Below are 13154 nucleotides of genomic sequence, written 5' to 3' on the forward strand. Positions count from 1 at the left end.
TCGGCGAAGGGGCCGGGCCCGCTCCGCGCGGTCCGGCCCCAAAGCCTACGTGGTGGCAGGGGCGTTAGCCTACTGCCTGCTCGCGGTAACGCACGATCTTGACGAACTCGTCGGCGTCCAGCGAGGCGCCGCCGATCAGGCCGCCGTCCACGTCGGGCTTGGCCATCAGGCCGGCCGCCGAGGAGGACTTCACCGAACCGCCGTACAGCACGCGGACCTTGTCGGCCAGCTCGGCGCCGTACAGCTCGGCGAGCCGGGCCCGGATCGCGCCGCAGACCTCCTGCGCGTCCTCGGGGGTGGCGACCTCGCCGGTGCCGATCGCCCAGACCGGCTCGTACGCGACGACGACGCTCTCGGCGTCGGACGCCGGGACGCCGTCCAGGGCGCCGTCGAGCTGGGCCAGGGTGTACTCGACGTGGGTGCCGGCCTTGCGGACCTCCAGCGGCTCGCCGATGCACAGGATCGGGGTGATCCCGTTGCGGTAGGCGGCCTTCACCTTGGCGTTGACGATCTCCTCGTTCTCGCCGTGGTACTGGCGGCGCTCGGAGTGGCCGATCACCGCGTAGGCGACCTTCAGCTTCGCCAGCATCGGGCCGGACACCTCGCCGGTGTAGGCCCCGCCGTCGTGCTGGGAGATGTCCTGCGAGCCGTACTTGAGCTTCAGCTTGTCGCCGTCGACCAGGGTCTGCACGGAGCGCAGGTCGGTGAACGGGACCAGGACGGCGACCTCGACGGCCTCGTAGTCCTTGTCGGCCAGCGAGAACGCCAGCTTCTGGGTGTGCTGGATGGCCTCGAGGTGGTCGAGGTTCATCTTCCAGTTGCCCGCCATCAGCGGGAGACGCTCAGTCATGTCTTTCTCAGTCCTCCAGGGCGGCGAGACCGGGAAGGGTCTTGCCCTCCAGGTACTCGAGGCTCGCGCCACCGCCGGTCGAGATGTGTCCGAACTTCGTCTCGTCGAAGCCCAGGGTGCGGACCGCCGCCGCCGAGTCGCCGCCGCCGACCACGGTGAACGCGTCGGAGTCGAGCAGCGCCTGGGCGACCGCCCGGGTGCCGTCCGCGAAGGCGGGGTGCTCGAAGACGCCCATCGGGCCGTTCCAGAACACGGTCTTCGCGTCGGCGATCTTCTCCGCGAACAGCTGCGCGGTCTTCGGGCCGATGTCCAGGCCGAGCGCGCCGTCCGGGATCGCGTCCACGTCGACGACCGCGTAGTCCTCGACCGGGGCGCCGGTCTTGACGTCCGGGAAGCTGCCCGACACCGCGGTGTCCAGCGGGATCACGAACTCCACGCCCTGCTCGGCGCCGCGCTTCAGGTAGTCCTGGACGACCGGGATCTGGTCCTCCTGGAGCAGCGAGGCACCCACGCCGTGGCCCTGGGCCGCGATGAAGGTGTACATCATGCCGCCGCCGATCAGGATCCGGTCGGCCTTGCCGAGCAGGTTCTCGATCACGCCGACCTTGTCGGAGACCTTCGAGCCGCCGAGCACCACCACGTACGGGCGGGCCACGTCCTCGGTGAGGCGCTTGAGGACGCCCACCTCGGTGGCGATCAGGTCGCCGACCGCGTGCGGCAGCCGGGCCGGGAGGTCGTAGACGGAGGCGTGCTTGCGGTGCACCGCGCCGAAGCCGTCGCCGACGTACAGGTCCGCGAGGGCGGCCAGGGCGTCGGCGAACGCGCCGCGCTCGGCGTCGTCCTTGGAGGTCTCGCCAGCGTTGAAGCGCAGGTTCTCCAGCAGCGTGACCTCGCCGTCGCCGAGGGCGGCGACGGTGGCCTTCGCGCTGTCCCCGACGGTGTCGGTGGCGAACGCCACCGGGCGGCCGAGGATCTCGCCGAGGCGGACGGCCACCGGCGCGAGGGAGAACTTCGGGTCCGGCTCGCCCTTGGGGCGGCCCAGGTGGGAGGCGACGACGACGCGCGCGCCGCGCTCGACGAGCTTGGCGATGGTCGGCGCGACGGCGCGGATCCGGCCGTCGTCGGTGATGGTGTCACCGGACAGCGGCACGTTGAGGTCGGCGCGGACGAACACCCGCTTGCCGGAGACCTCCAGGTCTTCGAGCGTCTTCACGGTCTTGCTCCTCAAGGGATGAAAACGGCAGACGGCGACACGGCGGCGGGTCACCGGAGGGGTAGGACGGACGAGGGGGGCGGGCGCAGCGGGCAGGGCCCGGTCGGCGAACACAGCCGTCCGGGCCCTGCCCCTTACCTCACGTCAGCTACCGCTGCGATCAGAGCTGGTCGCCGACGAGGGAGACCAGGTTGACGAGGCGGTTGGAGTAGCCGAACTCGTTGTCGTACCAGCCGAGCACCTTGACCTGGTTGCCCTGGACCATCGTCAGCTGCGAGTCGAAGATGCAGGAGTGCGGGTCGTTGACGATGTCCGAGGAGACGATCGGGTCCTCGGTGTACGCCAGGTAGCCCTTGAGCGGGCCCTCCTGCGCGGCCTTCTGGAAGGCAGCGTTGACCTCGTCCTTGGTGACCTCTCGCTCCAGGGTGACCACCAGGTCGGTGATGGAGCCGGTCGGGACCGGGACGCGCAGCGAGGTGCCGTCCAGCTTGCCCTTGAGCTCCGGCAGGACCAGCGCGGTGGCCTTGGCGGCACCGGTCGAGGTCGGGATGATGTTCTGCGAGGCGGCGCGGGCGCGACGCAGGTCCTTGTGCGGGAAGTCCAGGGTGACCTGGTCGTTGGTGAAGGCGTGCACGGTGGTCATCAGGCCCTTGACGATGCCGAAGTTCTCGTGCAGGACCTTCGCCATCGGCGCCACGCAGTTGGTGGTGCAGGAGGCGTTCGAGATGATGTCGTGCGCCGCCGCGTCGTACTTGTCCTCGTTGACGCCCAGGACGATGGTGATGTCCTCGTCGCTGGCGGGAGCCGAGATGATGACCTTCTTGGCACCGGCGGTGATGTGCTTCTTCGCAGCATCGGCCTTGGTGAAGATGCCGGTGGACTCGACGACGATGTCGGCGCCCAGGGCGGCCCAGGGAAGGTTGGCGGGGTCGCGCTCGGCGGTGACCTTGAAGGTGTGACCGTCGACGGTGATGCTGTCCTCGGTGTGCGAGACCTCGCCGGGGAAGGTACCGAGAGTGGTGTCGTACTTGAGCAGGTGAGCCAGCGTCTTGGTGTCGGTCAGGTCGTTGACACCGACGATCTCGATGTCAGCGCCCTGGGACTTGACCGCACGGAAGAAGTTGCGGCCGATGCGGCCGAACCCGTTGATGCCTACCCGGATCGTCACGAACCGATCTCCTCTTAGGTACGTCGGGCCGGAGCCCGACGGGGGTGAAATTTGGGTTGTCCCCGACCACTGCTGACCCTACCTCCCCCAAGTGTCGCAAGGCACATCGCCTCACCGGTTGGGACGCGGCGGTCCGGGTGCGCGGAAGGGGCGTGCGGAGCAGGTCGCGGCTGCCGCGACCTGCTCCGCACGCCCCTCGGGTGCGCCGTCGGACGGTTGACCGTCCGTCAGTTCAGGGCCATCTCCTCGGTCAGGTTGGCCTCGGTGTTCGGCAGGCCGAGTTCGGCGGCCCGCTTGTCGGCCATCGCCAGCAGCCGGCGGATCCGGCCGGCCACCGCGTCCTTGGTCAGCGGCGGGTCGGCGAGCGCGCCCAGCTCCTCCAGCGAGGCCTGCTTGTGCTGCATGCGCAGCGCGCCGGCCGCGGCCAGGTGCTCGGGCACCTCCTCGCCGAGGATCTCCAGGGCGCGCTGCACCCGGGCCCCGGCGGCGACCGCGGCGCGGGCCGAGCGGCGCAGGTTGGCGTCGTCGAAGTTGGCCAGCCGGTTGGCGGTGGCCCGCACCTCGCGGCGCATCCGGCGCTCCTCCCAGGCGAGCACCGACTCGTGCGCGCCGAGGCGGGTGAGCAGCGCGCCGATCGCGTCGCCGTCGCGGATCACCACCCGGTCGACGCCGCGCACCTCGCGGGCCTTGGCCGGGATGCCGAGCCGGCGGGCCGCGCCGACCAGGGCGAGCGCCGCCTCCGAGCCCGGGCAGGTGATCTCCAGGGAGGAGGAGCGCCCGGGTTCGGTCAGCGAGCCGTGCGCGAGGAAGGCGCCGCGCCAGGCCGCCTCCGCGTCGCAGGTCGCCCCGGAGACCACCGCCGGGGGCAGGCCCCGGATCGGCCGTCCGCGTCCGTCCACCAGCCCGGTCTGCCGGGCCAGCAGTTCGCCGTCCTTCACCACCCGCACCACGTACCGGCTGCCGCGCCGCAGCCCGCCGGGGGCCATCACCACCAGATCCGAGGAGTGTCCGAAGATCTCCAGGAGGTCCTTGCGCAGCCGCCGTGCCGCAATGCCGGTGTCCAGCTCCGCCTCGATCACGATGCGGCCGCTCACAATGTGCAGTCCGCCCGCAAAACGCAGGATCGCCGAGACCTCCGCCTTGCGGCAGCAGGCACGGGTGACGGGAAGCCGGGAGATCTCGTCTTTCACCGCTGCCGTCATCGCCATGGGCTGATCCTTCCATGAGTCCGGAAAATCCGGTCGTACGCGGCGGCCAAGAGCTCCGCGTCGTGTCGCGGGGTGCCGTCGTCGCGGGCCACCGAGTCGAGCACCAGGGCGGCGCCCATCCGCTCGGCGGCCTGTTGCAGGCCGGCCAGGTCGGCGACGCCGAAGGCGCCGCCGCTGACCGCGCGCTCGTCCACCAGGATCGCGTCCACCGCCAGACCGGGGGCGTGGTCGGCGATCACCTCCAGGTGGCGCTGCGGGGTGAAGCCCTCGGTCTCGCCGGGCTGCGGGGCCAGGTTGAGGGTGAGCAGGCGGCGGGCCCGGGTCTCGGTGAGCGCCTTGGCCAGCTCGGGGACCAGCAGGTGCGGCAGCACGCTGGTGAACCAGGAGCCGGGGCCGAGCACCACCCAGTCCGCCTCCAGGACGGCCTGCACGGCCTCCGGGACGGCCGGCGGCCCGTCCGGCAGCAGCCGGATCGACTGCACGGTGCCGGGCGTGACCGCCACCGCGGCCTGGCCGCGCACCGCGGACACCTCGCCGGGGCGCAGCGGGTCGTGGCCGCGCACCTGGGCCTCGATGTCCAGCGGGACGGCCGACATCGGCAGCACCCGGCCCTGCACGTTGAGCAGGCGGCCCACCCAGTTCAGTGCCTCGACCGGGTCGCCGAGCTTCTCCCACAGCGCCACGATCAGCAGGTTGCCCACCGCGTGGCCGCCGAGCTCGCCGCTGCCGGCGAAGCGCTGCTGGATCACCTCGGACCAGGTGCGGCCCCAGTCGTCGTCGCCGCACAGCGCGGCCAGCGCCTTGCGCAGGTCGCCGGGCGGCAGCACGCCGAGCTCGGCGCGCAGCCGCCCGCTGGAGCCGCCGTCGTCGGCGACGGTGACCACCGCGGTCAGTTCGGTGGTCAGCCGGCGCAGCGCGGACAGCGAGGCGGACAGGCCCTGGCCGCCGCCCAGGGCGGCGATGCGGGGCGCGCCGGGGCGCGGCTGGGCGGCCCGCTCGGCGGGTCTGGTCCGGAGCTGCTGCCGTGCTGGCACGTATCCCGTCACGCCGACACCGTGTTCCTGTCTCGTGCTCGGCCGGGGCGGCGGTGCGGGTGGTTCCCGGCCGCTACTCCCGGCCCATGTCCCGGTGGACCAGCACCGTCTCGACCCCGTCCGCGATCAGACGCTTCGTCAGCTGTTCGGACATCGCCACGCTGCGGTGCTTGCCTCCGGTGCAGCCTACGGCAAGCGTCATGTAACGCTTCCCTTCCCTCCGGTAGCCCTCGGTGATGATCCGCAGCAGGTCGGTGTAGCCGTCCAGGAACTGCTGGGCGCCGGGCTGCTGGAACACGTACTCGGCGACGTCCGGGTCGGTGCCGGTGCGGGCCCGCAGCTCGGGGACCCAGTGCGGGTTGGGCAGGAAGCGGCAGTCGACCACCAGGTCGGCGTCGACCGGCAGGCCGTACTTGAAGCCGAAGGACATCACGGTGGCGCGCAGCTCGGGCTCGTCCTGGCCGGCGAACTGGGCGTCCATCTTGGCGCGCAGCTGGTGCACGTTGAGGTTGGAGGTGTCGACCACCAGGTCGGCCTCGCCGCGCAGTTCGCGCAGCAGCTCGCGCTCCCGGGCGATGCCGTCGACGATCCGGCCGTCGGCCTGCAGCGGGTGCGGGCGGCGGACCGACTCGAAGCGGCGGACCAGGGCGTCGTCGGAGGAGTCGAGGAAGAGCACCCGCAGCCGGACGCCGCGCTTCTCCAGCTCCTCCAGCGAGGTCAGCAGGTCGTCGAAGAAGGTGCGGCCGCGCACGTCGACCACGACGCCGATCCGCGGCACCGCGCCCTGCGAGCGGGCCCCCAGGTCGACCATGGTGGGGATCAGCGCGGGCGGCAGGTTGTCGACCACGAACCAGCCGAGGTCCTCCAGGCACTTGGCGGCGGTGGAACGGCCCGCCCCGGACATGCCGGAGATGATCACCAGCTCGGGGGTGGTCTCTCCCCCGTTGGACACTGTCACGTCTCTTCCCCGCTTCTCGGTACTGCTGTGGCCGTGCTGTCTTCGATGATCTCGCCGGTCGCGGTGTTGACCGCGAATGCGGCGGGTGTACGGGAGGCCAAGGCCGCGACAACGGTCTCGGCGGTGCGGCGCCCGATCCCGGGGACCGCGCAGATGTCGTCGACGGTCGCCGCCCGCAGCTTCTTCAGCGAACCGAAGTGCTTGAGCAGGGCCCGGCGGCGAGTCTCGCCCAGGCCGGGGACGGAGTCCAGCTCCCCCGCCGTGAGCCGTTTGGCCCGCTTGGCCCGCTGGTAGGTGATGGCGAAGCGGTGCGCCTCGTCGCGCACCCGCTGCAGCAGGTAGAGGCCCTCGCTGGAGCGCGGCAGCACCACCGGGTCGTCCTGGCCGGGCAGCCAGACCTCCTCCAGCCGCTTGGCCAGCCCGCACACCGCGACGTCGTCGATGCCCAGTTCCTCCAGCGCCCGGACGGCGGCGGCGACCTGCGGCTGCCCGCCGTCGACCACCAGCAGCTGCGGCGGGTAGGCGAAGCGCTTGGGGCGGCCGTTCTCGTCGAGCAGCGAGCCGTCCTCCTCCGGGGCCTGCTCGGGGACGGCCCACTCGCCGGTCTGCTCGCGCTCCTGGAGGTAGCGGCGGAAGCGGCGGGTGATCACCTCGTGCATCGAGCGGACGTCGTCCTGGCCCTCGAACGACCTGATCTGGAAGCGGCGGTACTCGCTCTTGCGGGCCAGGCCGTCCTCGAAGACCACCATCGAGGCCACCACGTCCTCGCCCTGGAGGTGCGAGATGTCGAAGCACTCGATGCGCAGCGGGACGGAGTCCAGTTCCAGCGCGTCGGCGATCTCCTGCAGGGCGCGGCTGCGGGTGGTCAGGTCGGAGGCGCGCTTGGTCTTGTGCAGCGCCAGCGCCTGCTGGGCGTTGCGCTGCACCGTCTCCATCAGGTCCTTCTTGTCGCCGCGCTGCGGGACCCGCAGGTCGACCTGGGCGCCGCGCAGGGCGGTCAGCCACTCGTGCACGGCCGCGTCGGGCAGCGCGGGGACGAGCACCTCGCGCGGGACCTGCTCGTTGCCCTCGCCGTAGAGCTGCTGGAGCGCGTGCTCGACCAGGCCCGCGGTGTCCACGTCCTCGACCTTGTCGGTGACCCAGCCGCGCTGGCCGCGGACCCGGCCGCCGCGGACGTGGAAGATCTGCACGGCGGCTTCGAGTTCGTCCTCGGCCAGGGCCAGCAGGTCGGCGTCGGTGCCGTCGCCGAGGACGACCGCGTTCTTCTCCATCGCGCGCTGCAGGGCGCCGAGGTCGTCGCGCAGCCGGGCCGCCTTCTCGTACTCCATCTCGGCGGCGGCCTGCTGCATCTCCTGCTCCACCCGGCGCAGGTGGCCGCCCGTCCGGCCGGCCATGAAGTCGCAGAACTCCTCGGCGAGTTCGCGGTGCTCGGCGGCGCTCACCCGGCCCACGCAGGGGGCCGCGCACTTGCCGATGTAGCCGAGCAGGCAGGGGCGGCCGACCTGCCGGGCGCGCTTGAAGACGCCGTTGGAGCACGTCCGCACCGGGAAGACCCGCAGCAGCAGGTCGACCGTCTCGCGGATCGCCCAGGCGTGCCCGTAGGGGCCGAAGTAGCGCACGCCCTTCTTGTGCGCGCCGCGCATCACCTGGACCCGGGGGTACTCCTCGTTCAGGGTGACGGCGAGCTCCGGGTAGCTCTTGTCGTCCCGGTACTTGACGTTGAACCGCGGGTCGAACTCCTTGATCCAGGAGTACTCCAGCTGCAGCGCCTCGACCTCGGTGGAGACCACCGTCCACTCCACGGAGGCGGCGGTGGTGACCATCGTCGCGGTGCGCGGGTGCAGGTTCGCCACGTCCTGGAAGTACGAGGAGAGGCGCTGGCGCAGGCTCTTCGCCTTCCCCACGTAGATGACCCGGCCGTGCGCGTCACGGAACTTGTACACCCCGGGAGAGAGCGGGATCGCCCCCGGCGCCGGTCGGTAGGTGGACGGGTCTGCCATGCCCCTACCGTACCGACTGCCGGTGACACTCCGGCGCGGGCGCCGTCAGCCGGACGCCTCCGGCTGACCGGCGTCCTGGGCGCCGGTCTGGAGGGCCGCGGCCAGGTGCGCCCTGAGTTCGGCGTTCTCCGCCTCCAGCAGGGAGATCCGCTTGCGCGCGAAGTAGAGCTCCAGGACGGCGTCCTGGAACTCCCGCACCAGTTCCTCCGGGGTCAGCCGCACGGTCCGTCCTCCCCGCTCAGGCCGAGGCGATCTTGGTGACGGTGCCCGCGGAGCCGCGCCAGTACAGCGCGCCGCCCTGGGCGTACAGCGTGCCGCCGCCGGCCTTGCCGTCCACCCCGGTCGGGACGGCGGCGGCGTTGCCGATCCGCACGGTGCCCTCGACCAGCAGGCCGGCCGCGTCGTTCTCGCCCTCCTTGGCGCTGCCGGTCTTCTGCACGACGTGCACCTTGGCGCGCGGGTTGTCGCCCCGGACGGTGCCGATGCCGACCAGGCCGGTGCCCTTGACCACGAAGTCGTCCAGGCCGGTGTTGTTGCGCAGCGCGATCAGGTTGCCCTGGGTGGCGCCGTCGGTCGCGGTCAGGTAGATACCCTGGGCGGCGGTGCCGGCGACCTTCAGGTCGATGGAGAGGGCGGCGGCGTTCTTGTCGGAGCCGTCGTCGTAGCCGGTGTGCGTGATCTTGAGGGTGCCGCGGCCCTTCTCGACGCCGGACAGGTACATCGCGGAGCTGTCCGGGTTCGTGGAGACCGCGTTGATCGCGGCGCCGTTGTTGATCAGCTGGGTGCCGTCGGGCTTGAGGCCGCCGCTGGCGCCGGTCTGGAGCGCCACCAGGGCGTGCGCGTAGCTGTTCGCGTCCGAGGCGGTGGTGAAGCAGGCGGCCTGGCCGCCCAGGCCGTCCGCGTAGAAGCTCTGCGCGCTGACCCGGCCGTTGAAGACGGTGACCTGGTCGGCCGCGCTCGCGCTGTCGGCGCTCCCCACCGCGACCGTGACCGCGCCCGCCGTGAACGCCCCCATGAACAGTCGGCGATCCATCCCGTCGTTCCCCCCTGGTTGTTCTTCTCCCGGACCGACGGGCCGTCAGCCCTTGGTGACCTGCAGGTTCCCGTTCTGCACCGCGACCTGGTAGGCGGGCAGCGGCTTCGGCGCGGGACCGTCCTGGACGGCGCCGTCGGCGATCCCGAACCGGCTGCCGTGGCACAGGCACTGGATCTGGTCCTTGACCACCCCGTTGACCAGGCACCCGGCGTGCGTGCACTTCGCGCTGAACGCCTTGTACTCCCCCGCGGCGGGCTGCGTCACCACGACGGCCTGCTCCCGGTAGACCTTGCCGCCGCCCACCGGCACGTCCGCGGCCGGGCCGAGGTCGATCGGACCGGAGGACTTCGCCTCCTCCTTGCCGCCGGAGGAGGACGAGGACGAGGAGCAGCCGGCGGCCGTGGCCCCCGCGAGCGCGACGGCCGCGCAGCACAGCACGGTACGGCGGGAGGCGGTGGGCTCGGTCATCGGGGCTCCTCGGTACGGGTTTTGGCGCCAGAAACCTAGCACGCGCGGCCGGGTCCGCCCGGAGGGCGCGTGCCCTCCGGGCGGACCCGGCCGCGCGCGGCGGCTACTTCTTCCTGCGCTTCGCGGGCGCCGCGTCCGAGACGCCCGGGAGGATGTCCCGCAGGAACTTGCCGGTGTGGCTGGCGGTGCTGGCCGCGACCTCCTCCGGGGTGCCCTCGACGACCACGCCGCCGCCGCCGGAGCCGCCCTCGGGGCCCATGTCGACCAGCCAGTCGGCGGTCTTGATGACGTCGAGGTTGTGCTCGATGACGATGACGGTGTTGCCCTTGTCGACCAGGCCCTCCAGGACCTTGATCAGCTTGCTGATGTCCTCGAAGTGCAGGCCGGTGGTGGGCTCGTCCAGGACGTAGACCGTCCGTCCGGTGGAGCGCTTCTGCAGCTCGGCGGAGAGCTTGACCCGCTGGGCCTCGCCGCCGGAGAGGGTGGTGGCGGGCTGGCCGAGCCGGACGTAGCCGAGGCCGACCTCCTTGAGCGTCCTCAGGTGCCGGGCGATCGCGGGGACGGCCTCGAAGAAGTCGAGCGCCTCCTCGATCGGCATGTTCAGCACCTCGGCGATGGACTTGCCCTTGTAGTGGACCTCCAGCGTCTCCCGGTTGTAGCGGTCGCCGTGGCAGACCTCGCAGGGGACGTAGACGTCCGGCAGGAAGTTCATCTCGATCTTGATGGTGCCGTCGCCCGAGCAGTTCTCGCAGCGGCCGCCCTTGACGTTGAACGAGAACCGGCCGGGCAGGTAGCCGCGGACCTTGGCCTCCTGGGTCTCCGCGAACAGCTTGCGCACGTGGTCGAAGACGCCGGTGTAGGTGGCCGGGTTGGAGCGCGGGGTGCGGCCGATCGGCGACTGGTCGACGTGCACCACCTTGTCGACCAGGTCGGTGCCGGTGATCCGGGTGTGCCGGCCGGGGACGCTGCGGGCGCCGTTCAGCTCGCGGGCCAGGTGCGCGTACAGGATGTCGTTGACCAGCGTGGACTTGCCGGAGCCGGAGACGCCGGTGACCGCGGTGAGGGTGCCGAGCGGGAAGGCGACCGTGACGTCCTTGAGGTTGTGCTCGCGGGCGCCGTGCACCACCAGCTGGCGCTTCTTGTCGCGCGGGCGGCGGGCCGCCGGGATCGGGATGGCGCGCTTGCCGGAGAGGTACTGGCCGGTCAGCGACTCGTCGTTGGCCAGCAGCTCCTTCAGCGAGCCGGAGTGCACCACCTTGCCGCCGTGCTCGCCCGCGCCGGGGCCGATGTCGACGATCCAGTCGGCGGTCTTGATGGTGTCCTCGTCGTGCTCGACGACGATCAGGGTGTTGCCGATGTCCCGCAGCCGGACCAGCGTCTCGATCAGGCGGTGGTTGTCGCGCTGGTGCAGGCCGATGGACGGCTCGTCCAGCACGTACAGCACGCCGACCAGGCCGGAGCCGATCTGGGTGGCGAGCCGGATGCGCTGGGCCTCGCCGCCGGAGAGCGTGCCCGCGGCGCGGTTGAGCGAGAGGTAGTCCAGGCCGACGTCGACCAGGAAGCGCAGCCGCTCCAGCACCTCCTTGAGCACCCGCTCGGCGATCTGCTTGTCCCGCCGGTCCAGCCGCAGCTCGCCGAGGAAGTCCGCGCAGTCGCTGATCGACATCGCGGAGACCTCGGCGATCGAGCGGTCCATCACCGTGACGGCGAGGACCACCGGCTTGAGCCGGCTGCCCTTGCAGGTCGGGCAGGGCACCTCGCGCATGTAGCCCTCGAAGCGCTCGCGCCCGGCGTCGCTCTCCGACTCGGAGTGCCGGCGGGTGACGAACGGGACGACGCCCTCGAACGCGGTGGTGTACGAGCGCTCGCGGCCGTAGCGGTTGCGGTAGCGGACCTCGACCTGGGTCTTGTGCCCGTACAGCAGCGCCTTCCTGGCCCGCACCGGCAGCCCGGCCCACGGGATGTCGGTGCGGAAGCCGAGCTCGCCGGCCAGCGCGTTGACCAGGCGCTGGAAGTACTCCTTGGTGGCGCCCTGCGACCAGGGGTGAATGGCGCCCTCGTCGAGCGACTTCTCCTCGTCGGGGACGATCAGCTCCGGGTCGACCTCCATCCGGTTGCCCAGGCCCGAGCAGTCCGGGCAGGCGCCGAAGGGGGAGTTGAAGGAGAAGGAGCGCGGCTCCAGCTCCTCGAAGGAGACGTCGTCGTACGGGCAGTAGAGGTGCTCGGAGAACATCCGCTCGCGCTCGGGGTCGTCCTCCGGGAGGTCGACGAAGTCGAGCACGACCATGCCGCCGGCCAGCTTGAGGGCGGTCTCCACCGAGTCGGTGAGCCGGCGCTTGGCGCCCGCTTTCACGGTGAGGCGGTCGATGACCACCTCGATCGTGTGCTTCTCCTGCTTCTTGAGCGTCGGCGGCTCGGTCAGCTGGACGGTCTGCCCGTCCACCCGGGCCCGGGCGTAGCCCTTGGACTGCAGGTCGGCGAAGAGGTCGACGAACTCGCCCTTGCGCTCCCGGACGACCGGGCTGAGCACCTGGAAGCGGGTGCCCTCGGGCAGCTCCAGCACCCGGTCGACGATGGCCTGCGGCGACTGCCGGGCGATCGGGCGGCCGCAGTGCGGGCAGTGCGGCTTGCCGATCCGGGCGAACAGCAGGCGCAGGTAGTCGTACACCTCGGTGATGGTGCCGACGGTGGAGCGGGGGTTGCGGTTGGTGGACTTCTGGTCGATCGAGACGGCCGGGGAGAGGCCCTCGATGAAGTCCACGTCCGGCTTGTCCATCTGCCCGAGGAACTGCCGGGCGTACGAGGACAGCGACTCGACGTAGCGCCGCTGGCCCTCGGCGAAGATCGTGTCGAAGGCGAGGGAGGACTTGCCGGACCCGGAGAGGCCCGTGAAGACGATGAGGGAGTCCCGGGGCAGGTCGAGCGAGACGTTCTTGAGGTTGTGCTCGCGTGCACCGCGGACGACGAGGCGGTCTGCCACTGCTACTGGCGCCTTTCTCCGGGTCGAAGTGGGATCGGGAGGAGGGTGGTGTGCTTCTTCCAGGATGCGCCCGCCAGCGTACTAGCTCATTCGTTCGAATCTGAGCCCGTCCAACGGCGGCCACCCGTACGGGTGAAGGGCACCCTCGCTCGACGGTAGCGCCAACGACTGACAACCGGCCCGGGCAACGCCCGGACCGGTCGCCGCACGGCCGCTCGAACGGGGACGGCCCGCAGGTG

Annotated in this window: 11 protein-coding genes; all 11 read right to left on the reverse strand. The window is 71.4% G+C overall.

Annotated elements, in window-relative coordinates; genetic code table 11:
• Positions 1-64: 64 nt before the first annotated feature.
• The 11 genes from tpiA to uvrA all read right to left on the reverse strand — a co-directional run bounded on the left by tpiA (position 65) and on the right by uvrA (position 12915).
• Positions 65-850 carry a triose-phosphate isomerase gene (gene tpiA, locus ABD345_RS16495; protein ID WP_344552892.1) on the reverse strand — a complete coding sequence of 262 codons (786 nt, stop codon included), beginning with the start codon at positions 848-850 and terminating at the stop codon, positions 65-67.
• Between the two features lie 7 nt (positions 851-857).
• Positions 858-2063 (reverse strand): phosphoglycerate kinase, encoded by a 1206-nt coding sequence (locus ABD345_RS16500; protein ID WP_344552893.1) that lies wholly within the window; start codon positions 2061-2063, stop codon positions 858-860.
• 160 nt (positions 2064-2223) lie between these two features.
• The gene (gap, locus tag ABD345_RS16505) at positions 2224-3231 is read right to left on the reverse strand and encodes a type I glyceraldehyde-3-phosphate dehydrogenase (RefSeq protein WP_014138612.1); all 1008 of its coding nucleotides are present in this window, start codon (positions 3229-3231) and stop codon (positions 2224-2226) included.
• 227 nt (positions 3232-3458) lie between these two features.
• Positions 3459-4439 (reverse strand): DNA-binding protein WhiA, encoded by a 981-nt coding sequence (whiA, locus tag ABD345_RS16510; protein ID WP_014138611.1) that lies wholly within the window; start codon positions 4437-4439, stop codon positions 3459-3461.
• Positions 4430-5485 (reverse strand): gluconeogenesis factor YvcK family protein, encoded by a 1056-nt coding sequence (locus ABD345_RS16515; RefSeq protein WP_344552894.1) that lies wholly within the window; start codon positions 5483-5485, stop codon positions 4430-4432. Before ABD345_RS16515 ends, whiA begins: the two co-directional genes overlap by 10 nt.
• Before the next feature lie 61 nt (positions 5486-5546).
• On the reverse strand, positions 5547-6425 hold the full coding sequence (gene rapZ / locus ABD345_RS16520) for an RNase adapter RapZ (RefSeq protein ID WP_344552970.1): 879 nt from the start codon (positions 6423-6425) through the stop codon (positions 5547-5549).
• Between the two features lie 2 nt (positions 6426-6427).
• On the reverse strand, positions 6428-8431 hold the full coding sequence (gene uvrC, locus ABD345_RS16525; RefSeq protein ID WP_344552895.1) for an excinuclease ABC subunit UvrC: 2004 nt from the start codon (positions 8429-8431) through the stop codon (positions 6428-6430).
• 45 nt (positions 8432-8476) lie between these two features.
• Complete coding sequence (locus tag ABD345_RS16530; protein ID WP_344552896.1) at positions 8477-8653, reverse strand: hypothetical protein; 177 nt, start codon at positions 8651-8653, stop codon at positions 8477-8479.
• 16 nt (positions 8654-8669) lie between these two features.
• Positions 8670-9464 carry a hyaluronoglucosaminidase gene (locus ABD345_RS16535; RefSeq protein WP_344552898.1) on the reverse strand — a complete coding sequence of 265 codons (795 nt, stop codon included), beginning with the start codon at positions 9462-9464 and terminating at the stop codon, positions 8670-8672.
• A 45-nt stretch (positions 9465-9509) separates the two neighbouring features.
• Positions 9510-9935: a Rieske (2Fe-2S) protein gene (locus ABD345_RS16540; RefSeq protein ID WP_344552899.1), complete on the reverse strand. Its 426-nt coding sequence runs from the start codon at positions 9933-9935 to the stop codon at positions 9510-9512.
• 103 nt (positions 9936-10038) lie between these two features.
• Positions 10039-12915, reverse strand: coding sequence for an excinuclease ABC subunit UvrA (uvrA, locus tag ABD345_RS16545; protein ID WP_344552900.1), 2877 nt, complete (start codon positions 12913-12915; stop codon positions 10039-10041).
• Between the last annotated feature and the right edge of the window lie 239 nt (positions 12916-13154).

The organism is Kitasatospora saccharophila, assembly GCF_039529925.1.
In the GTDB taxonomy this organism is placed as follows: domain Bacteria; phylum Actinomycetota; class Actinomycetes; order Streptomycetales; family Streptomycetaceae; genus Kitasatospora; species Kitasatospora saccharophila.

What these genes read in the sequence shown, in the direction of transcription:
- uvrC (WP_344552895.1), bottom strand. Translation starts at nt 8,431, where the DNA reads ATGGCAGACCCGTCCACCTACCGACCGGCGCCGGGGGCGATCCCGCTC.
- whiA (WP_014138611.1), bottom strand. Translation starts at nt 4,439, where the DNA reads ATGGCGATGACGGCAGCGGTGAAAGACGAGATCTCCCGGCTTCCCGTC.
- ABD345_RS16540 (WP_344552899.1), bottom strand. Translation starts at nt 9,935, where the DNA reads ATGACCGAGCCCACCGCCTCCCGCCGTACCGTGCTGTGCTGCGCGGCC.
- ABD345_RS16535 (WP_344552898.1), bottom strand. Translation starts at nt 9,464, where the DNA reads ATGGATCGCCGACTGTTCATGGGGGCGTTCACGGCGGGCGCGGTCACG.
- tpiA (WP_344552892.1), bottom strand. Translation starts at nt 850, where the DNA reads ATGACTGAGCGTCTCCCGCTGATGGCGGGCAACTGGAAGATGAACCTC.